Here is a 23352-nt window from a genome sequence, read left to right on the forward strand (position 1 = left end):
GGCCCCGATTATGAGACGGCCGGCTCATGTGCGCTCTGCAGGTGTGCCGGATCCGTGCGCGTCCGTCCATGTGCTGACCTGTCGCTGAGCCGACAGCCGCACCGGAGCGTTAGGGGCGCCGTAGCCGTCGTACCCGCCGCGCCGCTCGACGATCTCGAGGAACACCCCGCCGTGGGTCGGCGTGTAGAAGTGGATGAACTCCCCGCCCGCATCGCGGTCGTAGAGCAGGTCGAGGCTCTGCAGCGTCTCGAGCAGATCGGCATCGAGCGCGAACCGCGCCTGCAGGTCGTCGTAGTAGTTGTGCGGCACGGGAAGGAATCCGAGGCCCTTCGCGTGCGCCGCGCGCGCCACTGCCACAGCATCCTCGACGCGCACGGCGATGTGCCTGTGGGGAACGGGCGCGGTCGGCGGCGCGAGGTTCATCGGCAGTCGCACGACGCGATCCGGTGAGCGCATCACCTGGCTGCGCACCAGCCCGCGCGGACCCGGCACCTCGGCGACGGGTTCGGCGTCCAGGGCGACGACGCTGCGCATGAAGAGCACGGCCTCATCGAAGTCCTGCCACGCCCAGCTCAGGTTGATGTGGTCGATGTCGCCGGTGAAGGCGGCGACGGCGGTCCCGCCCTCGAACTCGGAGACCCACCCCGTCTCCGGATCGTCGTCGTTCCAGTACACCTCGGTGCCATCGGGGGATGCGACGGCGCGCAGTTCGACCTCATCGCGATACGTGCGGCGATAGACGGGGTCCGCACCGAGCGATCCCGCGCGCCGTGAGGCCTGCGCCGCATCGTCGACCGTGAGGCCGAACCCGGTGAGCCGCGGGGACTCCAGGCGCAGCTGCTCATTCAGGATGATGCGCGCACCGCCGGCGGTCCACAGTCGCACCGGCTTCGAGCGGTGACGACCGCGGAATGCGAACCCGAGCTGATCGAGCAGCTGGTCGAGGTCGTGCAGATCGTCGCCGGAGATCTCGACGAAGTCGACGCCGTGCGCGTGCTGCGCGTCCAGGAGGCGGCCGGCGTCGCGGCGCTCCGCGAGTGCCGTGCGGTCCGCGAGCCAGGTCAGGGATCGGCGCGCATGGGCTGCGGTGCGGAACACCGCGGTCTGGCGGAAGGTGTCGTTGAAGACCTCCAGCGAGAGCGGGCCCGCATATCCGGCCCGCAGCACGTGGCCCAGGAACCCGGTGAGGTCGAAGTCGCCCTCGCCGGGGAACAGGCGATGGTGGCGGCTCCACTGCAGGACGTCCATGTCGAGCGCGGGGGCGTCGGCCAGCTGCAGGAAGAAGATCTTCTCGCCGGGGATCTCCTCGATCTGCGCCGGATCGTGACCGCGGCTGAGGATGTGGAAGCTGTCGAGGCAGATACCCAGGTTGGGGCGGTCGGCCTTCTGGACGATGCGCCAGGCGTGCCGGTAGTCATCGACGAAGCGCCCCCACGCGAGTGCCTCGTAGGCGATGCGGATCCCGCGCTCGGCGGCGAGGTCGGCGAGCCTGCCGAGCTGGTCGGCAGCGACATCGTCATCGTCGATCGTGGCGGTGCCGGCGTTGCTGCACAGCAGGATGAGATCGGTGCCGAGGCGCTCCATGACATCGAACTTGGCTTCGGCACGCCGCAGGTTGTCGGCGAACGTGTCCTCGTCGACGCCCTCCACGTCACGGAACGGCTGATACATGTCGATGCTCAGGCCCAGGCGCTCGCAGAGGGTGCGGATCTCCTCGGGAGACTCATATGCGGCCACGAGATCGGCGTCCATGATCTCCACACCGTCGAAGCCCGCGGATGCGCAGGCATGGAGCTTCTCCACCAGGCCACCGGACAGGCAGACCGTCGCCACTGACGTTCTCATGCAATTAACGTACCAGATCGTACATTGCGGTCACAGTGTGAAGACGCGACTGAGAGTGCGGCGCGGGATCGGCGAACGTCAGTCGGCGAGGACGAGATCGCGGCAGATCTCCATGTGACCCGAGTGCTGGGCGATCTCGTGGAAGAGGTGCTGCAGAGCCCATTCCGCGGTGACGTCCGCGGCGTCGCTGCGGCTCGTGCCCGCGGCGTGCGGGTCGCGGACCCCCTCGGTGCACGCGATGTCGACCCAGCCGGGCAGGCGGGTGCGCAGATCGTCAAGGAGGTCCCGGGCCTCGGCGACGGTGCCGCGGGAGCGGAACTCCGACGCGCGGTCGCGCGGGTTCCGCTCCCCCGCGATCAGCGAGCCGCCCCAGTAGCAGGCCATCCCGTGCACGTGGGTCATCAGGGCGAACACCGTGTTCACGGTGCCCGGCAGCGGAGTCCGGTTCACCGAGTCGTCGTCGAGCAGGGCGAGGACCGCCTCGATCCCGTCGAACGCCTCGTCGGCGACCGCGAGGTACGCGGCGACCGTCGGAGCGCTGCCCGCCGGGCCGTCGCTCGGAACCGCCGCCGAGGTGCCTGCTGGGGTGGGCGCATCATCCATGCTCACAGCATCCCAGACGCGGCAGCTTTCCGGACGCGGGTGCGTCCCGGGCAGAAGCCGCACTCAGCCGAAGAAGTCGTCCGTCGTCGCGTTCGGGTGCTTGGCCAGCGGGGTGACCTGCACCTTCATGTAGGGGAACATCGGGAACCCGGCGAAGACGTCGTGGAGCTGGTCGTTCGTGTCGACGTCGTAGACGGAGTGGTTCGCGTACTCGCCGACCACCCGCCAGATCCCCTTCATGATCCCGCGGCGCTGCAGATCACTGGAGTACTCCTTCTCCCGAGCCTGGTAGTCGGCGCGGGTCTCCGCGTCCATGCTCTCCGGGAACGCCACATCCATCCGTGCGAGGAACAGCATCGTCTCAGTCCTTCCGATCGGTTCTACAGGTCGTACCAGGTGTGCTCACAGTAGGCTCCCACATCAAGATGCTGAAGTATGCGTTTCCGATGGATTGGGATGCGCCACCTCTCAATCGAGCCGAAAACGGTCTTTCACACCGGTGAAAGTCGCCCGTACGCTGAGGCCGACATCCCAGCACGGGGATTCCCCAGCACGGCCTGAACCTGAGAACAGCACGGCGGAGCACGAACGAGGAGGTTCCATGGAACTGCGGCACCTGCGCTACTTCCTCGCGGTCGCCGAGGAGCGTCACTTCGGACGTGCAGCGGAGAAGCTCCACATGGCACAGCCGCCCCTGTCGCAGCAGATCCGGCAGCTCGAAGCAGAGCTCGGCACCCAGCTGTTCGAGCGGACCACCCGCCGCGTGGACCTCACGGAGGCGGGCCGGCTGCTCGTGGACCGCGCGCGGCAGATCCTGTCGGACGTCGATTCCGCGAGCACCGATGTCGCCGAGGTCGGCCGCGGTGCCGCCGGCGTCCTCCGCCTCGGCTTCTCCGGGACGGCCACCTACCGCCTCATGCCGGAGATCGTCCGACTCGCCCGGATCCGCATGCCGAACGTCCGACTGCAGGTGGTCGGCGAGATGCTCACCCCGCAGATGGAGCAGGGCCTGCTCGAGAACCGGCTCGACGCCGCGATCATCCGTCCGCCGATCGCGTCGCACGACCTCCGGCTCGATGAGTTCGAGCAGACTCCCCTGGTCGTCGCACTGCCGAAAGACCACCCCCTCGCCCATCAGACGGGGCCGCTCGCCGCGTCGGAGCTGAGCGGCGAGGACCTCGTCAGCTATCCGCGCGGGTCCGCCGTCGCATCCGTCGCCGCAGAGGTCAGCCGCCGGGCCGGCTTCCGCCCGCGCATCGTCCAGGAGGCGACGGAGACGTCGACCCTCATCGCGCTCGTCGCCGCCGGGCTCGGCCTCTGCGTCCTGCCCGCCTCCTCCGCGCTCCCCCTCAGCACCTCGATCACGATCCGGCCCCTCGCACCCGCTGTGACCATCGGGCTGGCCACCGGGTGGCGGGCGAACGACTCCTCGCCGCTCGTCGCCGCATTCGTCGGCCTCGTCCGCGAGGCGGCCGCCTCGCTGAGGACTTCTGCGGATTCCACGGCCACACCGACCGATCCCACTGCCGCGCCTGCTTCCACGACCGCCCCGGATCCCGCTGGCGTCCCGTCCGATCCCCCGATCACCACCGCCGAGGCCTCGGTCGGCAGCCCAGCCGCCCCCGCCTCGGCGACGGACCCGTCATCACCCACCGCATCCGAGCCCACGGAGGCCCCATGAAGATCACCGCCCTCGAAGCCATCCCGTACGCGATCCCGTACACGCACCCGTTGAAGTTCGCCTCGGGCGAGGTGCACACGGCTGAGCACGTCCTCATCCGCATCCACACCGATGAGGGGGTCGTGGGCACTGCCGACGCACCGCCTCGGCCGTACACGTACGGGGAGACGCAGGCCTCGATCGTCGAGGTGGTCGAGAACGTGTTCGCGCCGCACATCGTGGGCACGGACCCCTTCGACCGCGAGAAGATCCACGCGGTCATGCAGCGGACGATCCACAATCAGGTCGCGAAGGGCGCTGTCGACATTGCGCTGTGGGACATCGCCGGCAAGTGCCTGAACACACCGGTCCACAAGCTGCTGGGCGGCTGGACGGACTCGATGCGCGTGAGCCACATGCTCGGGTTCAAGCCCGCGCAGGAACTGCTCGACGAAGCCCTGCGGTTCGGCGAGGAGTACGGGATCACGACGTTCAAGCTCAAGGTCGGTCGCCGCCCGCTGGGCCTCGACATCGAAGCCTGCGAAGTGCTGCGCGCCGGCCTGGGCGACGACGTCGAGATCTACCTCGACGCGAACCGCGGCTGGACCGCGAACGAGGCGATGGAGGTGCTGCGCCGCACCGACGGCCTGGGCCTGACCCTCCTCGAGGAGCCCAACGACGCGAAGGAGGCCATGGGGCGCCGTCGCCTGGTCGAGCAGTCTCCGATCCCCGTCGTCGGCGATGAGTCCGTGCCCACCGCCGGCGACGCCTCACGCGAACTGCTGTCCGGCGGCTGCACGGCGATCTGCATCAAGACGGCACGGTCGGGCTTCACCGAGGCGACGGAGATCCTCGGCCTCTGCACGGGACTGGGCGTCGACGTCACGATGGGCAACCAGATCGACACCCAGGTGGGGTCGATCGCGACGGTGACGTTCGGCGCCGCGCACCGCGCGACGTCCGCGCGCGCCGGCGAGCTGTCGAACTTCCTCGACATGTCAGACGACCTGCTCGCCGACCCGATCACGATCACCGACGGCAGGATCTTCGTCCGGGACGAGCCAGGCGTGGGCGCGGGCATCGATGAGGACAAGCTGGCCCACTACCGGCAGAACTGACAGAGCCGCCAGGACTGGAAGAACCAGCCACCTGGCCCTATATCCGCATCGTCCGAATCAAGACATACTCGGTCCTTCCCGCCTCTCAACACGGTCAGTATGCTGACCGCACAGCCCGCCGGTCGACACGCACACCGGCCCGCACCGCCAGGGGGCCGGGAAGGCCGGGTACAGCGAAGTACAGGAGGCACGTGTGTTCGTCACACCCACCGAGGTCGTGCTCGCGACCGATTCCGACGACCTGCAGTCGGTGAGACAGCAGGCGAGGTCGTGGCGGTCGCGTGAGATGGGAGTGCCGGAGCAAAGCCTGTCCGATTCCGCGCTCGCCGACCTCCTCGGAGCCGCGAACCGAGTGTCCGACGCGGCCTTCGCCCGGACCGTGAGCGCCGTCCAGGCCGCTCGCGCCGGCGATTTCACCCCGATCCCCCGCATCGAATCGGCCACCGAGGTCCTCCGCGAGTTCCTCCGCAGGGATCGCATCGACGGCTGGCTCTACGTCAGGGAGCCGGACGGCTACCTGCACCCCTATCTCGTCGTCGACATCACTCTGGAGCAGGCGGACCGGACCCGAGGGCCGCGCGTCAAGGTGACGATGGAGGCGGACAACCCGACGGTGAAGCGGCCGTCCAGGGCACCTCGGGTGCTGTACTTCGACGAGACCGAGGTCGTCGGCAAGACCCCCTCCGAGGTCCTCACCGCGCACGGCGCATTCAAGGAGACCGGCATCCTGCGAGCCGAGTTCCAGGACCGCCGCGATGCGTTCCAGCACATCATCGACCACGGGTTCGGCGCTCAGTACCTCTACACCGGGCGCGCGATCCGGACGGACGACTACAGAGCGGCGGACAAGCGCGTGCGTCGTCGCGTCGTGCATGACGTCGCACAGGAGGAGATCGCGCCCCTGCGCATGGTCGCCTCCTCGATCCTGAGCGACGAGGGCCAGTACGGGAGCGTCCCCGTCGTCACCGCCGTGCGTGTGTTCGACCTCGCGGCGCAGGACCACCTCGACGTCAACACCGGCGATCTCACGCCGTACGAGTACGACGCGGGACTCAAGGACAAGCTGGTCCTGCCCGACGACCAGCGCGAGCTGCTCGACATCCTCACCAGCGACATCTCCGTGTTCACAGGAGACATCATCGCGGGGAAGTCCGCCGGCAACGTGATCCTGGCACGAGGGCGCCCCGGCGTCGGCAAGACGCTGACCGCAGAGGTCTACGCGGAAGCCATCGGACGCCCCCTCTACTCGATCCACACCGGCTCGCTGGGGATCACGGCGGAACTGGTCCGGAAGAACCTCGAGGTTATCTTCGAGCGCGCCAAGCGGTGGGACGCGGTCCTGCTGCTGGATGAGGCGGATGTCTTCGTCCTGGAACGCGGATTCGAACTCGCCCAGAACGCGATCGTGGCGGAGTTCCTGCGCACGCTCGAGTACTACGACGGACTCCTCTTCCTCACAACGAACCGCGTGGACGGCGTCGACGAGGCGATCCTCGCCCGCTGCGCCGCCGTCATCGACTACCGCGCACCGGACAGGGACGACGCCCGGAGGATCTGGCAGTCGTTCGCCGGCGCGCACGACGTGGAGCTGTCGGCGCCGCTGCTCGACGGACTGCTGGACGAGTTCCCCGACGTGACGCCCCGCGATATCAAGATGGCCCTCCGCCTCGCCCTGCGGATGGCGGCGCACCGGGGAACCGAGATCGACCTCGGCGTCTTCCGCGCAGCGGCCGGGTTCCGGGGACTGACGTCCGCAGCCGGCGCCTCGCCGGCGCCCGGCACGTCGTCGGCGACCGGGGCATCGCCGGCGCCCGGCACGCCCACAGCTGTTCATTGACCGCTCATCGACGAGCCCCGCATCCACACCGATGGAAAGATTGAAGGAGCGAACGACATGACTCAGAACGAGAGCTTCACACAGGAGCAGGAAGCCAAGGCGGCGGATTCCGGCGCGAACGCCTCCGCACGCTTCCGGGAGCGCATGGCGGCCTCCGCCGCAGGCGGGAGCGTCGTCGACCATGAGCGCGTGAACCTGCTCGCGGGCAAGGCGATCAAGGCGCTGAACGACATCGTGATCGAGGAGAAGGTCAGCTACGAGGAGTACAACGCCCTCAAGGCCTGGCTCATCAAGGTCGGCGAGGACGGCGAATGGCCCCTGTTCCTCGACGTCTGGCTGGAGCACTCCGTCGAAGAGGTCGTGAACGAGCACCGCGAGGGCAGCAAGGGCACGATCGAGGGGCCCTACTACGTCGAGGATGCTCCGGAGCTTCCGTGGAACGGCACGATCCCCATGCGCGAGGACGAGCCGGGCACGCCCTTCCTGTTCAAGGGGCAGGTCCGCAGCGTCGACGGACGCCCCCTGCCGGGTGCGAAGCTCGAGCTGTGGCACGCGGATGACCTGGGCTTCTACTCCCAGTTCGCTCCGGGCCTGCCCGAGTGGAACCTCCGCGGCACCTGGGTGGCGGACGAGGAGGGTCGCTACGAGATCCACACCATCCGCCCCGCGCCGTACCAGATCCCCACGGAGGGGGCGTGCGGTCAGCTCATCGCCGCGGCGGGCTGGCACGCATGGCGTCCTGCACACCTGCACTTCAAGGTGCGGGCGCAGGATCACCAGCTCATCACGTCGCAGCTGTACTTCCCCGGCGACCCCCACAACGATGACGACGTCGCCTCGGCCGTGAAGCCGGAGCTCCTGCTGGACCCCCAGCCCAACCCGGACGCCGAGGGCGAGATGACGACCTACGACTTCGTCCTCGACCCGGAGGCCTGACAGGCGCTTGGACTGAGGCTGGTCGGGGCTGGGGCTGGTCGGAGCTGAGGCTGGTCGGGGCTGAGGCTGATCAGCACTGAGGCCTGACCGGCTGCGCGCGTTCTGCTGCCGGAGAGCGGGCTGTTCCGCACGAATACGTGTGGTGCAGCCCGCTCTTCGCGTCTCGCGGCGTGCAGCCAGCAGACTGCGACCACGAGCCAGCGATGTCGAATCCACATGTCCGGTACCGGCAGTCGGCCGAACCTGCTCCACCTGTGACCGGCAGTCCGCATGCCCTCAACAGCACCGATGACCCACGTCCGGCCGCCGAGGGCGCCCTCGGCGCGAATCGCACCCCACAGGTCGACTGAATGCACATCCACTCTCGACTATAGCGTCTCGATCGAATAGACTGTTCGAACAATACATCGAACGCATTCGAAGAATCGCAATGAAGCGAGGGGGTGGACGTCATGACAAACGCGAAGGAACCGGACCGCCCTGTCGAAGAGCCCGGCTTCCGCGTTCCCTTTTCGGATGCGGATGGCTCACTGCTGACCGAACGCGCTCCGCAGTTCACAGAACTGCTCGACACTGTTCACGATGTCCGCGAGCGGTCTGCCTCCCACCGATCACTCGGCGCCAGGGAGACCCTCGCCGCCCTCCGGTCTTTGGAAGTCGCGGGACGGCTGGTGCAGGCGCTGAGCACAGACCTGCTCGCCCACTATCAGCGCATCGGCGACAGCGCCGCGCACGGCTATCGGACCACCGAAAGTCTGCTCGCGGGCGAATTCCGCATCTCCACCCGGGAAGCACGTCGCCGGACTGACCTGAGCCAACAGCTCGCCGGACGCGTCTCTGCGGTCGGCGAAGCGCAGGCTGCCGTCCGTCCCGCGATCGCGGAGAACTACGCGGACGGACGGATCTCCGCAGACGAGGCGAGCGCCCTCTGCAAGGCAGTCGGCGACCTCCCACCCACCGTGCGCTCCCTCTACTCGGACAAGGTGGAGAAGACGCTCGTGGAACTGGCGCCCACTGTCCGCCCCAAGGACTTCTCCACGCTCTGCCAGAGGATCGTCCAGCACATCGATCCTGACGGCAAGCTCCCGCGATACGAAACCAACCCCCTGGCGTACACGGTCACCCTCACCCAGCAGCGCAACGGCGACTGGCGGCTGCGCGGACTTCTCGACTGCCCCACGGGCACCACGTTGCACGCACTGCTCTACGGGCGCATGAAGGACGCAGACGTTCCCGTCGCGATTCGGCCACACAGTGCGTGCAACGCAGAAGCACCCCAGGACCCCGGCGAGCGCGAAGCCGATCCCTGTGCGACGCCGGGTCCCGTCCCAGAGGCAGCACCCGGGTGCACCGAGGGTTCCGCGGATTCCCGGGGTTCCGCGGAATCCCAGGGTCGCGCAGATTCCGAGGATTGCGCGGATCCCGTGTACACCGAGCCTCCGATTCCAGCTGCTGCTGACCAGGTGATCCCACCGATCCCCCGTGAAGCCGTGTGGGACAGCACTCGGCTGACTGTCCATGCCGACGCGACGATCGAGCTGGACGGGAAGACGGGGACGTTCCTCGAGGACGAACCCGGCTTCTACCTCAATACTCGCGGATGGCCGGTTCATCTCAGCGAACGAGTCTCCGAAGCAGTGCAGGGCCTCCTTCAGCAGGCGCGCGATTCAGAGTCAGGCACCGCGAGCACCGTGCTGTGGGAGAAGGTCCTCGGCCGCGCGCCGACAGGACCCACCACCCCTGAACCCTCTTCCACTGAACCCGTTCCCGCAGAGCTCTCGCCAGCCACATCAGAAGCCACAGACGGGCCGGGCACACCTGCCACACCGATGATGCCGGATATGCCAGATACTCCGGACACGCAGACGCAACCAGACAGTCGTCCGGTGAGCGCCGGGGAACCTGGCGGTGTCTTCGCGGATGGACAGCCCCATCACGTCGTGTTCCGAGACGATGAGGCGAGCACCCCGGGTCTGGCCCGGCACGACAGACTCGCGTTCCTCCTGCGGTCCGTCGCACGTGAACGGGTACTGCACGGAGCGGACCACGCGCTGGTCGTCACTGCGAGGCCAGAGGACCTCATCCAGCCTGACAACGTGGTCTCGACCCACGCCGGCAGCCCGCTCAGCCTGCACCAGCTCAGCACCTGGTCGAACGCGGCGCAGATGTTCGTCCACGTCGTCGACGGTGGTGGACGGACCATCGAAGTCCGCTCGCAGGGACGGTTCGCCACACGCAGTCAGATGGCGGTCCTCGCAGCGCGAGATCAGGGCTGCACGTTCCCTGACTGCGATGCTCCCGCCGAATGGTGCGAGGCGCACCATATCCTCGCGTTCGCACAGGGCGGCGCGACGGAGATCGACAACCTCACCCTCGTCTGTCCGTTCCACCACAGATGGTTCGAACGATCGGGCTGGGAGTCCGTCTTCCTCCGAGGGCTCCCAGCCTGGGTTCCACCTGCATCGGTGGATCCCCGGCAGAGGCCCCTCTTCCACTCTCGCTTCCGGGTAGCCCTCGTGAACCTCCCGCCAGAACTTCCACTCGACCCCTGAGCCAGGGCGCGTCACCGCAGAACGACGACGGTCGCTTCACCCCCGCGCATGCCGTTCTCGTACGTGCACAGAACCGGACAGCCCGGCACCGCTGGGCACTCACCATCACCCACCGATCACCATCACCCCGCAGAGGAGCGACGATGACCACGTCCCACGAGCCCGGCAGCACCAGCGACACAGCTGCGGATGCCCGCAGCACCGGACCCGAATCCGACGGCACTGCCAGCGCCGCACCGAACTCGCCCCTGGCCTTCCCCGCACCTCCAGAACCGCTGGAAGAGCTCATGGCCGCACCGCTCACGCCGCAGAAGAGGTTCACGGTCCCCAAAGCATCATGGATCCGGAAGTTCGGTGAAATTCCACACGCCTCGGACGCGATCGCCGGGCTGCCCGCGTGGATGAACCGCGACAGCGCCATCGCCGCGTTCTCCTCCCACTGGCCGGATGACCCTGTCGGCGCATTCACCGCCACGATGGCGTGGGCATACGGAGAACGAGCCGGTTATGCCGGCTATCGCGTCGCCCGCATCCTCACCGCCAGCAGCCGACCGGAGGGCAGAGAGGAGAACCCCCGCGTCCGCACTGCTCTGCGCACGTCACTCGAGGTCGCCATGCGGGACGGCGCCGTCGAAGGGTTCAGCTACCTCAATGACTGCACGCACAAGGTGAAGAGCCACCAGGGCACCGACGCGGATCTCCTGGTGGGCGTCGACTGCGGACGAATCTACGGCCTGGGCCCCTCGTTCTTCACGAAGTGGTTGCACATCGGGACCCTGGCTCTGAGTCAGGAGTCCACGTCGACCCATCCACCTGCACCTATGCTCGACAGCCAGGCGACTGCATGGCTCAACACCCACGCACGCATCGTGGATGAGGACTGCCTCGCGCAGGACGAAGCACAGAAGGCCGCGGTCATCCACAGGAAGTGGCACGCCGACGCCTCCTCACCGGAGTGCACGGATCACTGCCTCTTCCTCGGTGCGGACGAAGCCAGACGCGACGCAGGCGGATCTCACACAGCTGGCACTCACGCCGATGGCCCTTTCGCAGATCGCGCCCATGCAGATGGCGCTCACACAGACCGCGTCAGGCGGACACCCACGACCCCCGAGGGAGACCTCCTGCGGCTGCGCGCAGGGCGCACCGACGACTACAGCAGATACATCGACCTGCTCAGCGCATGGGGTGAGCCGTACGGTCTGCGAGCAGTCGATGTCAGCGATCGGATCTATCGACTCATCCGCGATGACGGCGAGCAGGACTCACGCGTCACAGAGGAACTCGCCATAGGATGAAGCGCGACAGAGCCCCCACCTCCACGACGTGGAGGTGGGCCCAGCCCAATGTGAGGACGAGCGTGACGGACCAGCACGAAACAGCGAAGCCCGCAGCAGAGGAACGCGCTCTCGACGATCACTCGGAGTTCTGGGAGAACCGCCTCGACGAGGATTGGACGGAGAGCGGCGTCGGCTACAAGACCCTCGGCCTGTCCTTCAACTCGTGGATGTACAAGGCGCGGGAAGAGGTCTTCCTCCGCGAAGCCGGACGGACGGGAGTGCGCCGGTCCTCGCGGATCCTTGACGTGGGTTCCGGCACCGGCCTGTATCTGCGCTGGTGGGACCGCTTGCGGCCTGCTGAAGTCGTCGGCAGCGACCTCACTGCGTCGGCCGTGCGCAACCTGCGCGGGCACTTCCCGGACAGCCGCATCGAGCAGCTCGACATCACCAGCGGCAGCGGCCCGTTCGAACCCGGCAGCTTCGACGTCGTGTCGTGCATGGACGTCCTCTTCCACATCACGGACGACGACAAGTACCGCGCCGCTCTCCAGAACATCTCCCGGCTCCTCAGGCCCGGAGGCCGGTTCGTGTTCACGGAGAATTTCCTCCACCGCGCACAGGATCGGACAGCCCACCAGACGAACCGCAGCCTCGAATGGATCTCTGAGGCACTCGGGGATGCGGAGCTCTCCATCGAGCACCGCATCCCGCACCTGGTCCTCATGAACGCACAGGTGGATGCACCATGGCTGTGGCGGAAGCTGTGGGGCGGAATCCTCCGTGCCGCCACGCTCACTGAGGTCACAGGCAACGTCACGGGCGCCGCGCTGTACCCCGTGGAGCGGGCCCTCGCGCGCAGGCTCCGCGAGAGCCCCACGACCGAGATGGCGGTCGCGGTCCGCAACTGAAGACTGGAGCCTCGGACTGTGGACTGCAGCCGCAGACTGCGGACTGCGGCCCGCGGACTAAGGCCCGCGGACAGGAGCCGAGGTCAGCACCGGGGCCATTCCCGGCCCCCGCTCCGGTGCAGTCAGTCCAGCAGTGCTGATACGACCGTGTCGAAATGCGGCGAATGCGGATCGACGAGGTCGAAGTGGTCTGCCCCCTCCAGTTCGAGCCTCGCTGCGGGGAACCCCCGCGAGAACGCGATGTCGACGGTCGCGTCCTCAGTCCCGTGGATGAGACGCACGTCCAGACGTGCGGGGATGAGAGCGGCTCGCGACCGAGGATCCTCCGCGAGGTAGCGGGACAGGTCATCCGCCGGTGACGCACCCATGTAGTCCACGACTGCGCCGTCACCCAGCGCGTCACGGGCCTCGGCGACGAGATCGGTGACAGGGGCAAGCGGCCGGACCCGCACCTGCGGCCCGGCCTCCGACTGACGCGTCGCCCACGAGAGCGTGAGGCTGCCTCCCGCGGAATGACCGGCAATCACCACCCCAGCACCGTCGACGGCTTCCGCGATGTGGGCGATCGCGGTCTCCACATCCTCCAGTGTCCGGGGGTGGCCACCCGCGCCGCCGGCACGCCGGTACTCGATGAGCGCGACGGCCACACCGCGGTCTGCCCGCTCACCCCGCTTCACGAGCGCATGCGCCATGGGACGCGCGTGTGCCAGGGTGGTCCGCTCACGGAAATACCCGCCATGGATGAGGACCACGACGGTTCCGGCGGTGTGCGGATCCCCGAACCATTCGAAGAACTGATCGGGCAGGTTCCCGTATGCGACTCGAGCTCCGGCCTCGGCCTCGGCGGCCAGCATCCGCCCGAAATGGGTCTCCTCCGGGTTCGGGTGGGCGGTGCCGCTGTCGGCAGTCATCTCTTCGGTCGTCATCGTGTCGAACTCCTCGTCCTCGGCTCTCATACCCAGATCTCGTCGCGCCTGCGAGTTCGTGGCGCGCTCACCTCTGACAGTCTCCCTGCTCACTCGCCCGTCGACGACACGGTCACTGCGCGAGCGACATACTCAGCGGCGGGACCGGACACGCGTGCATCGATCTCCGCGAAGAGGTCAGCCGCTGCGTCACCCGGCCAGTCCGACGGCAGCGCCTCGAGTGCGAGTCCCGGATCCAGGTACGGAATGGGACGCCACGCATCGACGACCCTCAGCTGCGTGACGAAATCGTCGCGACCGGAGGGTGCATCCGTTCCTCGCGCGGCGGCGCCCTCTGAGAACCGCTCGAGGAAGTCCCTGTGCAGGGTCGCCGTCGCGTCGAGGTCCCACCAGAGCGCACACGCGGCAGCGAGGTCCTCGCTGGTCCTCAGGTCCGCCGCGTCGAATACGGTGACCCAGCGGCGCAGGCCGGCGTCCTCGAGGTGGGACTCGAGACCGCGCGCACGCCGATGCGGTGCGATGCAGAGCCCGTCTGCCACGGTTCCACACCCCAGCTGGGTGAGGAGGCGGCGGAGTCTGTAGCGGGCAGGTCGCATTCCCTCGGGCACCGAATACGACAGCAGGCACCAGCCGTCCTCCACCGCATGCCGATGACGGGAGAAGATCGCCGCGTCGCCTCGTTCCAGCATCCGCGACGCACCCTCCGGAAGGACATAGCCGGGAGTCCCACCGCGGACTTCCGCAGTGAGCAGGCCCTTCGCCTTCGCCCGCGAGACCGCGGATCGCACCCCTGTCGCGGTGAGCCCCGCTTCCCGCAGGAGACCGACGAGATCCGCGACTGCGATCCACCCGCCGAGCTTCCGGACGTGGAGACCCACGAACGTCCTCAGCAGTGACGTGATGCTGCCGGGCCGCGCGTCGAAGTCGTCGAGTCCGTGCACGGAGCCTACGGGCCCGCCGGGGCCCCCGTCATCCACTCGCACCTGCCTCCAGCAGTGCATCCCGGATGCCGAGGACGCCCTCGTACACCTCCGTGAAGCCCGTCGAGAGCGGCGACGGCCCCAGCCGCAGGCCGTTGGGTCTCCGGAAATCGGGGATGATTCCGCGCTCCCACAGAGCGGGCAGCGCCGCCTCGCACAGGTCATGGTGGATCGTCACGTGGCCACCGCGCACTGATCCGTCTCTGGGCGACCCGAGCTGGACGCCGAGCGGAGCGAGCAGCTCATCGTAGAGCTCGATGACGAAGTCCGTGAGAGCAGTCGATTTCGCCCGGATCGCCTCCATCCCCACGCCTTCGACCAGATCGAGCATGGATTCCAGCGGCACCATCCCGAGCACGGCAGGCGTGCCGCTCACGAATCGTCGGATACCCGGGTGCGGCTCGTACGACGGGCCCATCTCGAACGCGCTGGCGACTCCCATCCATCCGCGGATCGGCTGCGTCGCGGCCGGTATGTGCCGGGATGCCACATACCCGAACGCGGGTGAGCCGGGGCCTCCGTTGAGGTACTTGTAGGTGCAGCCGGCGGCGAAATCCACATCCCACGCATCCAGGTCGAGGGGCAGAGCGCCCGCTGAATGGCAGAGATCCCAGACCACGAGCGCGCCGGCGCGGTGCGCGATGTCCGTGATGGCGGGCAGATCCGCGATGTACCCCGTCCGATAGTCGATGTGACTGAGCAGGACGAGAGCCGTTGAATCACCCGCGAGGTCTGCGACCTGGTCCGGTCGGATCCCGGTGACGGTAGCGTCGCTCGACGTCGTCTCCACCTCGGTCGGATCCAGCCAGCGGACGGTGAGTCCGCGCTCCTCGGCGATGCCATGGATCAGATAGCGGTCCGTGGGGAAGTTCGCAGAGTCGGCGATGATCTCCGTGCGGTCGGGGCGCAGGTCGAGTGCCGCGTGGATGAGCTTGTAGAGGACCACCGTGGTCGACTCACCGATGAATGTCTGCCCGGGGCCCGCCCCCAGCGTCGCCGTACCCAGCCGGTCGCCGAGCGTGAGGGGCTTCTCGAACCAGCCCTCGTCCCAGCCGCGGATGAGGCGACCGCCCCACTGGTCCGCGGTGAAGGAACTCAGCCTCTCCGCCGCATCGGCAGTCGGTCGGCCCAAGGAGTTGCCGTCAAGATACGACACGACGCCCGGCGCGGCTGCGAACGCGGTGCGCTGGGCCGCAAGCGGGTCATAGGCGTCGAGAGATCCGGCCCGACCCCTGAGGTGTGTGGGACCGGGGCGGACCTCGTTCCGGCCACCGTCTCCGCGTCTGCGTTCGGTACTGTCCATGGCGGCCAGCCTATTGCACTCCTCCATCGGTCGGAAGAACTCTGCAATGACTCTGTCGAGAGTCCGACCCCGATGGTTTACTGGTCTCATCGCCGAGGCTGATCCGCCTCCGGCGTATCCGACGAACGGAGCAGCCCATGCCCGCCGCACTCCACCCCTATCTCCGCTTCCCCGGCAACGCACGTGAAGCGTTCGAGTTCTACGGTGCCGCTCTGGGCACCGAGCCGCAGTTCGCCACGTTCGGCGACGCAGGGGCCGTCCCACCGGACCACCCCGTCTCTGATGCGATCATGCACGGATCGCTCGAAGTCACCGACCTCATCCGCCTGTACGTCTCCGATGACGTCGAGGGGATGTCGCCCGAACCGCTCACCACCGGCAACAACGTCACACTCGCGATCATGGGTGATGACGAGCAGCGCATCCGCAGTGCCTTCGACGCCCTGTCAGAGGGCGGAACGGTGCAGATCCCCCTGCAGAAGCAGATGTGGGGAGACACCTACGGAGCCTTCCTGGACCGCTTCGGCATCAACTGGCAGATGAACATCAGCGCCATCGACCCGGAATCCTGACGGTTCGGCCGTCCAGCTGACGAGTGCACAGCTGACGAGTGTTCAGCCGTCGAGTACCCAGCTGTCGGGCACCCGGCGGTCGAGCAGCCAGCTGTCGTGGACCCGTGCCCAGCCGTCGGGCTCAGCCGTCGTGCCCAGCCGTCGGGCTCAGCCATCGTGCCCCGCCGTCGGGCTCAGCCATCGTGCCCCGCCGTCGGGGCCATCCGTCAGTCCAGCACGGTCACGCCGATCCGACGCAGCTCCGCGGGTGTCCTCACCGTGAACAGCCAGTCACGGACGGAATCGTCCGGAACGATGCCGGGACGCTCTCGGATGCTGTCCGACCCCACGTGGAAGTAGCGGTACCCGTGGACGCTCAGGAGTTCCTCGAGCCGGGACCCATCCGCGTCTGCGAGGACCTCGCACAGGATGTCCGGGCGATGCGCCGCGAGGAACTCACTCCCGTGCGCGAAGACATCGGGCTCGCCGCCTTCGACGTCCACCTTCATGACGACGGGCCCGTCGACCTCGTCCGTCAGCGAGTCGAGTGCCAGGAACCCCACGTCCTCCCCATCGTCGAACTCCATGTCCGACGACAGGAACGACGGCAGCGCCGATCCGCTGTCGACCGATGGCATGCGAGCCGTCAGCGTCGGATCGCCCACTCCCGCCTGATGGACGACGACCCGACCCACGAATCCGTTGCGCGCCATGTTCGCCCGCAGCATCCGCACGACCGGGGGCACCATGTCGAAGGCGTGGGCGCGCAGGTCGGGGTGGGCCGCGAGGGTCGCGAGGGAGAAGATCCCCGTGTAGGCGCCCACGTCGAAGAACGTGCGGGCATCGCCGGTCAGACGGACGACGAGGTCGATCGCGTAGGCATCCTCCGCCTCGGGCCGCCGGCCGTCGCCCCAGTAGAGCTCCTTCGCGATCTCGCATCGGTCGGGCCTCAGCATGATGAACTCAGCACCCTCCACCGAGGCCGTCACCTCGATGAGTTCCCGCGGTGCCGGCAGCCGCCCCACACGGATCCGCGAGAGGCGCGGAGCGGTGGCACGAAGGATCGGGTGGAAGAGCGGGTGGCTCAGCATCGCCTTCACATGCTGCTTCGCCCCGTACCAGCTCTGGCGCCGTGCACGATCAGCAAGAGCTGAAGCCGTTCCGGAATCCTTCGTGTCTGCAGAGTCCGCAGATGCAGATCCGATGCCGGTGTTGTCGCTCATGATCACACGCCTCCGTCGGGAACCCGTCGTCCGGTCAGCCTATGCGGTTGACTGTGACCGGCGTCGCGCAGGTCCACAGTGGGGGACGGCCAGCAGCCCGACCGCACCCCATTGACAGGCCACCTTGCCTGAGGAACCGTTGTTGCCATCGACTCGATGCCGCATCAGAGGAGGCTCACCATGGCTCGCACGACACCGTCGAAGACATCTCCGCAGACACCTTCGACCTCCACCGACCAGCTGACGTTCCAGAACCCGGTCACGCGATTCCCCGACATCACTCCCCCGCGGCAGGATCAGCCCGAGCCCGGCCTCGACCAGGAGCTGATCCCACAGACGGACCGCGGACAGGATTCGTATCGGGGCACCGGTCGCCTCGAGGGACGCAGAGCGCTCATCACCGGCGCGGATTCCGGGATCGGTGCGGCCATCGCGATCGCCTTCGCCAGAGAAGGCGCCGACGTCGCCCTGTCCTACCTTCCCGATGAGGAGGAGGATGCCCAGGAGATCCGCGCCTTCATCGAGGAGGCCGGCCGCCGGGCGTTCCTCTTCCCAGGGGACCTGGCAGACGCCCACTACTGCGAATCGCTCATCTCGGACTCGGTGGAGGCACTCGGAGGCCTCGACGCCCTCGTGAACAATGCGGGACGCCAGATCGCCGTCGAAGACATCGCCGATGTGTCGGATGAGCAGTGGCAGAACACGTTCGACACGAACATGCGTGCAATCTTCCGCTTGTCGAAGGCGGCGATCCCCCACCTGCCGCCCGGTTCGACGATCGTGAACTCGACATCCGTGCAGGCGTACAAGCCGTCGCCGCACCTCGTGGACTACGCCGCGACGAAGGCCGCGATCGACAACTTCACGAAGAGTCTGGCGCAGCAGCTCGCGGAGACGGGCATCCGTGTGAATGCCGTGGCTCCGGGGCCCATCTGGACACCGCTGCAGGTCTCCGACGGACAGCCGAAGGACGCACTCCCCCATTTCGGCAAGGACACGCCGATCGGACGGGCGGGTCAGCCTACGGAGCTCGCCCCGGCGTATGTGTTCCTCACATCTCCGGAGTCCAGCTATGTGATCGGCGAGGTGCTGCACGTGAATGGCGGCACGCCCATCACCTGACGTCGATCTCGTGGCTCCGAAGCCTCAGCAGTGGGTGCGGGGCACGACGCGTAGAGTGTGCGCGTGACTCCGACAGATCACTCCCAGATGCCCGCCGCCATCCGGGCCCCCGGCCTGGCAACGCAGTACGGCGATGCCGCAGGGCTGCAGCGTGCCTCCGAACTCATCTCCACGACTCCGGACTTTCCCGCTCCGGGCGTCCTGTTCCGCGACGTGACCCCGTTGCTCGCGGATCCGCGCGCGTATCGGGAGGTCCTCGACGCGATGGCAGAGCCGTTCTGCGCGGACGACGGCGCGCCGGGGTTCGACCTCGTCGCTGGGATCGAAGCCCGCGGGTTCGTCATGGCCGGCGGTCTCGCCGCCGCCAGCGGTACGGGCGTGCTCCCGATCCGGAAGGCGGGGAAGCTGCCGAACCCGCAGGTGACGGTCGAGTACGGACTGGAGTACGCCGAGGCCGCCATCGAGTCCTCCGGCGATCTCACCGGAGCACGGGTCCTCCTCGTCGACGATGTGCTCGCGACCGGCGGTACGCTGCGGGCCGCCCGCACAGTCGTTGAACGACTGGGCGGGACGGTCGTCGGATCTGCCGTGATCCTCGAGCTGGAGGAGCTCAAGGGACGCACGATCGTGCCGGGCTGTCACGCGGTCTTCACCGTCTGACGCACTGCGCCGTCGCTGCGGCGTCGCCGCGATCCATGTGCACTGAGGTCAGCGCGGGACGGAGGGCCCCAGCCCGAATCGCGCCGAGGTCGATGCGATCCATCGGTCGAGCAGCTCCGCACCGTAGCGTGCGAGGTCCGTACCCAACTGGCCGAACACTTCGGCGCTCACGGTGCCGACGAGGGACGACCATGTCCCGATCCCCTCCGCAAGGAGGACGGGATCCGGGGCGAGCCCCAGCTCCTCTGTGCTCACCCGCAGCTCATCGACGAGTCCGGAACTCGCGCTCCCCACCGCGTCGCTCGGAAGTGACCCCGTTGCGAGGATCCCCGCGAGCCTCGCCATCGCCCGGGTGCCCGGCACAGTGGTCTGCTCCGCGGGTGCCGCGTAGCCCATGATCGGAGTCCCGTAGACCAGTGCCCATCGCTGCGGATGCGCGATCGCCCACTCGCGCATGGTCCGGGCGAGGGCGGCGAGCGCGGCACGCGGTTCAGCCCCACCCGCAGGGACGCTGTCGAGAGCACGATCGATCGCATCGCCCAGGTCGTCGAACGCGTCGACGACGAGCAGGGTCAGCAGTGCGTCACGATCCGCGACATGGCGGTAGATCGCCGAGGAAGCGACCCCGAGCTCCCGCGCTATCTCCCGCACGGACAGCGCAGCAGCGCCGCGGGACTCGAGCTGGGCGTTGCCCACGCGCAGGATCCCCTTCCGCATCCGCGCCCTGGCCTCGGCGTGCGTGCCGCGCACTCCTCTCGATCCTCCACCGTTCACCATGGTCGCCAGTCTGCCACCAGCTCACCGCCCGAACAATTCTGTGATCACTGCTCTTGTTTTCTCCAGCTCGCGCAGATACCGTGACACCTGTAAACAGAGATCACTGCTCACAGAAATGAGTCAGCCATGCACTACCTCATCACAGGAGCCGGTCAGATCGGCGTGCAGCTCGTCCGCGACCTCACGGACTCCGGACACTCGGTCACGGTGCTCCGCCGCAGCACCGCCTCCGTCCCCGGCGCCCGCACACTCAGCGGCGACGTCGCGGATCTGCGGCTCCTCCGCGAGGCGGCCGACGGTGCGAGCGCGATCTTCCACTGCGTCCACAGCTCCTACGACCACAAGGCGTGGCTCAGAGATCTGCCGCACCGCGAGGCCGCGGTCATGGACGTCGCCGCCGAGCTCGACATCCCCGTGGTCTTCCCTGAGTCCGTGTGTGCCTACGGCGAAGGCGCACGATCACTGACGGAGTCCTCGGCAGCGGCCCCCGCTTCCCCGCTGGGCGACGTGCGCGCCGTGCTGCTCGCCGCGCGGGCGTCGCATACGGCGCGCACGATCTCCGTCATCGCGGCGGACCTCATCGGCCCCACTGCGAACCCGCAGTCGTCGGTGCTGCAGCTGCTCGTCATGGACCCCGCGGGGAAGGGACGGCGGGCGTGGATCATGGGCGACCCCGACGCCGCCCGCACCTTCACGTACATCCCGGACATGACGCGAGCGATGGTCGCCGCGGCGCAGAACGCCGAGGTCGTGGCCGCCGCCGGCGACGCCGTCCACACCGTCCCGGCGGCACCGGCGCTCACGCAGCGTGAGATGGCCGCCGATGCTGCGCGCGCGAAGGGACGGAAGCCGGCCGGCGTGTCCCGCATCCCCACGTGGGCGCTGCGGATCGTCGGTCTCGTCTCCCCGCTGTTCCGCGAGCTCGCCGCGCAGTCGTACCTGTGGGCGCATCCGAGCGTGCTGGAGCCGGGCATGCTCGCGAGGGAGCGCATCGTCGAGGCGACGCCGTGGACGGAGGTGCTCGAGGAGTGGGCTCGCGGCGGCGTGGACTCCTCAGGCCCGGATCAGCGGAGCACGGCACCCCGCTCCCCGGCGCTCAGGCGCTCCACGCCTCCGCCTCCGCACCCGCATCGCTCCGCTTCCGAGTCGCGATGACGTTCACCAGCAGTGTCGCGAGGAACGCGATCGCGAACGACACGAGCATCGCAAGAGTCATGCCCCACGCCGTCGTCGAGATGAACGGAGCGACGAACGCCGGAAGGTAGGCGGAGGCTTCGGCGCCGGTGATCCCCACGACTGTGCCGCCGGCCGTCGCCGCGATCAGCGCAATGGCGAACACCCGCTTGTCGCCGAACATGAACGGATACGACGCCTCGACGAACGTTCCGAAGAAGACGTTCACGGCGGACCCGGATCCCGCGAGCGCCCGCTCACCCGACGTCCGCGACCGCACCACGTTCGCGAGCGTGATCCCGAACGACACCATGACGAGCGAGACCATGTCGATCGCCCCGAAGAAGCTGTGCCCCTTCTCCCCCATCTCGAGGAGCACGAGCGGGAGGATGACCGAGTGGTAGACGCCGCCGATGATCGCCGGCCACATGACGAGGCCCGCGAGCGCGCCGGCCAGCAGCGGGCTGAAATCGACGGCGGATTCGATGCCCGCCTTGACCCAGTCGCCCAGCAGACTGGTGAACGGGGCGAGCGCGAAGTAGACGAGGAGGCCGGGCACGAGGCCTGCGACGGCGCCCGTGAGGATGTTCGCCGTCGTCGCGGGGAACCTCCACGCGAGCGTCCAGCGGATGACGGTGGGCGCGACGAGGCCCGCGAGGATGCCGCTCACGAGACCGCCGAGGATCCCACCCTCCTGCGCGAGGATCCCCGCGAGCGCTCCGGCGACGAGGCCGACCTCGTCGAGTCCACTGACCCTCCGCGCAGCGACCGCGGACACGACGATCGGCAGCGCTGCGAGGAGGAGGTCGAAGACTGGGCTCAGGAAGTCCGCGCCCGGGATGCGGCTGAGCGCGAGGACGAGGGCGAGCGCGATGAACGCGGGGAGCGAGCCGACCATGATGCCTCGGATGCTGATCCGCTTCCAGGCGGGGGCATCGGCGACGGCGCCGCCCGGCGCTCCCACGGATCCGCTCGACGAACCGCCGAGCACTGGCCGGTACTTCACCGACCAATGACGCGCGAGGCCGGAGATGTAGGCGACCGCACGCGTCGAGCTCGTCGTACCCGTCGTCCCGGACACCGCGACGAGACGGACGCCCAGCTGCTGCGCCTTCGCGATCGAGCTGCCGCCGGTTCCTGCGACGGGAAGGCCGGCCTGCGCGGAGGCGGCGAGTGCCTGCGCGTTCACGTCGCCGGGGTCGGCGCTCATGATGATGAGGCCGTCGACCTCACCTGCGCGGATACGCCGGGCGAGCTCTGCGTCCTGCTCGCGGGCCGCGGCGTTCACCTCGTCGAGCGTGCCGTCGACGTGGGCGTACGGCACTCCATCGGCGGACACCCCCCACAGCTTCGCGGGGGTCTTCGTGCTGATGCCGTCCATCGACGCCGTCGCCGCCACGAACTGGGCGTCGACCAGGTCGAACCCGGCTGCGCCCGCCTGCCTCACGACGTCGGAGATGAGCCGAGGGGGATCGTCGCCGCCGTGGCTGCGCAGGTTCCCGCCACTGCTGCCGATCACGACGATCGTGCGCGCTCGGTCGGGCTGCCCGGACGCGCCGGCGTCCGCCATCGATTCGTCCGTCATGGTCCCCTCGTCTTCCACGGATGCAGGGACGCCCGCGCGAATGCGGTTCCCGACGACCCCAACGCTCAATCCTAGAACCGGGGCTCGGGGACGGGTCGGGCGACCCCGAGAAGCGGAGCCGACCGGCTGGCAGGTTCGCCGACTGCCCGACTGCCCCACTGGCCCCGGTGAGAACCCCAGTGAACGGGCTCTTCGCGGTTCGTGGTGAATGACCCTGCTGTGGCGGGTATTCACGCTACGGTTCTCGCGGCGCTGGTGAGCAGGATACGCGTCCGGTAGTTCTCCGCGTTGCGGAATCCGCGGCCGGTGCGTT

General features: G+C 68.3%; 20 protein-coding genes. 11 read left to right on the forward strand and 9 right to left on the reverse strand.

Annotated features, from left to right (window positions below):
* Window positions 1-24 precede the first annotated feature (24 nt).
* From BSP109_RS07455 to catC, 3 genes are all read right to left on the reverse strand, one after another.
* Window positions 25-1845 carry a sugar phosphate isomerase/epimerase and 4-hydroxyphenylpyruvate domain-containing protein gene (locus BSP109_RS07455; protein ID WP_101599867.1) on the reverse strand — a complete coding sequence of 607 codons (1821 nt, stop codon included), beginning with the start codon at window positions 1843-1845 and terminating at the stop codon, window positions 25-27.
* 78 nt (window positions 1846-1923) lie between these two features.
* Window positions 1924-2448 carry a DUF664 domain-containing protein gene (locus BSP109_RS07460; protein WP_087004089.1) on the reverse strand — a complete coding sequence of 175 codons (525 nt, stop codon included), beginning with the start codon at window positions 2446-2448 and terminating at the stop codon, window positions 1924-1926.
* Window positions 2449-2511: 63 nt separating this feature from the next.
* Window positions 2512-2805 carry a muconolactone Delta-isomerase gene (catC, locus tag BSP109_RS07465; RefSeq protein WP_101599868.1) on the reverse strand — a complete coding sequence of 98 codons (294 nt, stop codon included), beginning with the start codon at window positions 2803-2805 and terminating at the stop codon, window positions 2512-2514.
* A 244-nt stretch (window positions 2806-3049) separates the two neighbouring features.
* Between catC and BSP109_RS07470 the strand changes: the two genes are divergently transcribed.
* The 7 genes from BSP109_RS07470 to BSP109_RS07500 all read left to right on the forward strand — a co-directional run bounded on the left by BSP109_RS07470 (window position 3050) and on the right by BSP109_RS07500 (window position 12739).
* Window positions 3050-4129 (forward strand): LysR substrate-binding domain-containing protein, encoded by a 1080-nt coding sequence (locus BSP109_RS07470; RefSeq protein WP_101599869.1) that lies wholly within the window; start codon window positions 3050-3052, stop codon window positions 4127-4129.
* Complete coding sequence (locus tag BSP109_RS07475; protein WP_101599870.1) at window positions 4126-5226, forward strand: mandelate racemase/muconate lactonizing enzyme family protein; 1101 nt, start codon at window positions 4126-4128, stop codon at window positions 5224-5226. The genes BSP109_RS07470 and BSP109_RS07475 overlap by 4 nt, the downstream gene beginning before the upstream one ends.
* A 193-nt stretch (window positions 5227-5419) precedes the next feature.
* On the forward strand, window positions 5420-7063 hold the full coding sequence (locus tag BSP109_RS07480; RefSeq protein ID WP_101599871.1) for an ATP-binding protein: 1644 nt from the start codon (window positions 5420-5422) through the stop codon (window positions 7061-7063).
* A gap of 57 nt (window positions 7064-7120) precedes the next feature.
* Window positions 7121-7999 (forward strand): catechol 1,2-dioxygenase, encoded by an 879-nt coding sequence (gene catA, locus BSP109_RS07485; protein WP_101599872.1) that lies wholly within the window; start codon window positions 7121-7123, stop codon window positions 7997-7999.
* Window positions 8000-8451: 452 nt separating this feature from the next.
* The gene (locus tag BSP109_RS07490; protein WP_101599894.1) at window positions 8452-10551 is read left to right on the forward strand and encodes an HNH endonuclease signature motif containing protein; all 2100 of its coding nucleotides are present in this window, start codon (window positions 8452-8454) and stop codon (window positions 10549-10551) included.
* Between the two features lie 143 nt (window positions 10552-10694).
* Window positions 10695-11849 carry a hypothetical protein gene (locus tag BSP109_RS07495; protein WP_101599873.1) on the forward strand — a complete coding sequence of 385 codons (1155 nt, stop codon included), beginning with the start codon at window positions 10695-10697 and terminating at the stop codon, window positions 11847-11849.
* Window positions 11846-12739: a bifunctional 2-polyprenyl-6-hydroxyphenol methylase/3-demethylubiquinol 3-O-methyltransferase UbiG gene (locus BSP109_RS07500; RefSeq protein ID WP_101599874.1), complete on the forward strand. Its 894-nt coding sequence runs from the start codon at window positions 11846-11848 to the stop codon at window positions 12737-12739. Before BSP109_RS07495 ends, BSP109_RS07500 begins: the two co-directional genes overlap by 4 nt.
* Before the next feature lie 122 nt (window positions 12740-12861).
* Here the strand turns inward: BSP109_RS07500 and BSP109_RS07505 are convergent, their stop codons facing one another.
* From BSP109_RS07505 to kynU, 3 genes are read right to left on the reverse strand one after another with little or no spacing between them, the layout of a single operon-like run.
* Window positions 12862-13695 (reverse strand): alpha/beta hydrolase, encoded by an 834-nt coding sequence (locus BSP109_RS07505; protein WP_101599875.1) that lies wholly within the window; start codon window positions 13693-13695, stop codon window positions 12862-12864.
* A 59-nt stretch (window positions 13696-13754) separates the two neighbouring features.
* On the reverse strand, window positions 13755-14642 hold the full coding sequence (locus BSP109_RS07510) for a PaaX family transcriptional regulator C-terminal domain-containing protein (RefSeq protein ID WP_180959643.1): 888 nt from the start codon (window positions 14640-14642) through the stop codon (window positions 13755-13757).
* A complete protein-coding gene (gene kynU / locus BSP109_RS07515) occupies window positions 14635-15948 on the reverse strand; it encodes a kynureninase (RefSeq protein WP_101599877.1) in 1314 nt (437 codons plus the stop codon). The genes BSP109_RS07510 and kynU overlap by 8 nt, the downstream gene beginning before the upstream one ends.
* A gap of 137 nt (window positions 15949-16085) precedes the next feature.
* On the opposite strand from kynU, the gene BSP109_RS07520 reads away from it, so the two are divergent.
* Entirely contained in the window at window positions 16086-16520 is a 435-nt protein-coding gene (locus BSP109_RS07520; RefSeq protein WP_101599878.1) for a VOC family protein, read from the forward strand.
* Window positions 16521-16726: 206 nt separating this feature from the next.
* Here the strand turns inward: BSP109_RS07520 and BSP109_RS07525 are convergent, their stop codons facing one another.
* Window positions 16727-17722: an FkbM family methyltransferase gene (locus BSP109_RS07525; protein WP_101599895.1), complete on the reverse strand. Its 996-nt coding sequence runs from the start codon at window positions 17720-17722 to the stop codon at window positions 16727-16729.
* A 180-nt stretch (window positions 17723-17902) separates the two neighbouring features.
* On the opposite strand from BSP109_RS07525, the gene BSP109_RS07530 reads away from it, so the two are divergent.
* Both BSP109_RS07530 and BSP109_RS07535 read left to right on the forward strand, forming a co-directional pair.
* The gene (locus BSP109_RS07530; RefSeq protein ID WP_101599879.1) at window positions 17903-18844 is read left to right on the forward strand and encodes an SDR family oxidoreductase; all 942 of its coding nucleotides are present in this window, start codon (window positions 17903-17905) and stop codon (window positions 18842-18844) included.
* Window positions 18845-18931: 87 nt separating this feature from the next.
* Window positions 18932-19504, forward strand: a complete 573-nt coding sequence (locus BSP109_RS07535) for an adenine phosphoribosyltransferase (RefSeq protein ID WP_101599880.1) — start codon at window positions 18932-18934, stop codon at window positions 19502-19504.
* Between the two features lie 48 nt (window positions 19505-19552).
* Here BSP109_RS07535 and BSP109_RS07540 read toward each other — a convergent pair whose 3' ends face one another.
* Window positions 19553-20254: a TetR/AcrR family transcriptional regulator gene (locus tag BSP109_RS07540; protein ID WP_180959644.1), complete on the reverse strand. Its 702-nt coding sequence runs from the start codon at window positions 20252-20254 to the stop codon at window positions 19553-19555.
* A 153-nt stretch (window positions 20255-20407) separates the two neighbouring features.
* On the opposite strand from BSP109_RS07540, the gene BSP109_RS07545 reads away from it, so the two are divergent.
* Entirely contained in the window at window positions 20408-21436 is a 1029-nt protein-coding gene (locus BSP109_RS07545) for an NAD-dependent epimerase/dehydratase family protein (RefSeq protein ID WP_101599882.1), read from the forward strand.
* Here the strand turns inward: BSP109_RS07545 and BSP109_RS07550 are convergent.
* A complete protein-coding gene (locus BSP109_RS07550) occupies window positions 21378-23039 on the reverse strand; it encodes a hypothetical protein (RefSeq protein WP_219618511.1) in 1662 nt (553 codons plus the stop codon). The genes BSP109_RS07545 and BSP109_RS07550 overlap by 59 nt on opposite strands.
* Between the last annotated feature and the right edge of the window lie 313 nt (window positions 23040-23352).

The sequence above is a fragment of the Brevibacterium sp. Mu109 genome (genome assembly GCF_900169375.1).
GTDB lineage: Bacteria > Actinomycetota > Actinomycetes > Actinomycetales > Brevibacteriaceae > Brevibacterium > Brevibacterium yomogidense_A.

Coding starts and splice junctions, on each gene's coding strand:
- BSP109_RS07505 (WP_101599875.1), bottom strand. CDS start 13,695: ATGAGAGCCGAGGACGAGGAGTTCGACACGATGACGACCGAAGAGATG.
- BSP109_RS07520 (WP_101599878.1), top strand. CDS start 16,086: ATGCCCGCCGCACTCCACCCCTATCTCCGCTTCCCCGGCAACGCACGT.
- kynU (WP_101599877.1), bottom strand. CDS start 15,948: ATGGACAGTACCGAACGCAGACGCGGAGACGGTGGCCGGAACGAGGTC.
- BSP109_RS07530 (WP_101599879.1), top strand. CDS start 17,903: ATGGCTCGCACGACACCGTCGAAGACATCTCCGCAGACACCTTCGACC.
- BSP109_RS07550 (WP_219618511.1), bottom strand. CDS start 23,039: ATGACGGACGAATCGATGGCGGACGCCGGCGCGTCCGGGCAGCCCGAC.
- BSP109_RS07460 (WP_087004089.1), bottom strand. CDS start 2,448: ATGGATGATGCGCCCACCCCAGCAGGCACCTCGGCGGCGGTTCCGAGC.
- BSP109_RS07535 (WP_101599880.1), top strand. CDS start 18,932: ATGCCCGCCGCCATCCGGGCCCCCGGCCTGGCAACGCAGTACGGCGAT.
- BSP109_RS07470 (WP_101599869.1), top strand. CDS start 3,050: ATGGAACTGCGGCACCTGCGCTACTTCCTCGCGGTCGCCGAGGAGCGT.
- BSP109_RS07490 (WP_101599894.1), top strand. CDS start 8,452: ATGACAAACGCGAAGGAACCGGACCGCCCTGTCGAAGAGCCCGGCTTC.
- BSP109_RS07500 (WP_101599874.1), top strand. CDS start 11,846: ATGAAGCGCGACAGAGCCCCCACCTCCACGACGTGGAGGTGGGCCCAG.
- catA (WP_101599872.1), top strand. CDS start 7,121: ATGACTCAGAACGAGAGCTTCACACAGGAGCAGGAAGCCAAGGCGGCG.
- BSP109_RS07495 (WP_101599873.1), top strand. CDS start 10,695: ATGACCACGTCCCACGAGCCCGGCAGCACCAGCGACACAGCTGCGGAT.
- BSP109_RS07475 (WP_101599870.1), top strand. CDS start 4,126: ATGAAGATCACCGCCCTCGAAGCCATCCCGTACGCGATCCCGTACACG.
- BSP109_RS07545 (WP_101599882.1), top strand. CDS start 20,408: ATGCACTACCTCATCACAGGAGCCGGTCAGATCGGCGTGCAGCTCGTC.
- BSP109_RS07525 (WP_101599895.1), bottom strand. CDS start 17,722: ATGAGCGACAACACCGGCATCGGATCTGCATCTGCGGACTCTGCAGAC.
- BSP109_RS07455 (WP_101599867.1), bottom strand. CDS start 1,845: ATGAGAACGTCAGTGGCGACGGTCTGCCTGTCCGGTGGCCTGGTGGAG.
- catC (WP_101599868.1), bottom strand. CDS start 2,805: ATGCTGTTCCTCGCACGGATGGATGTGGCGTTCCCGGAGAGCATGGAC.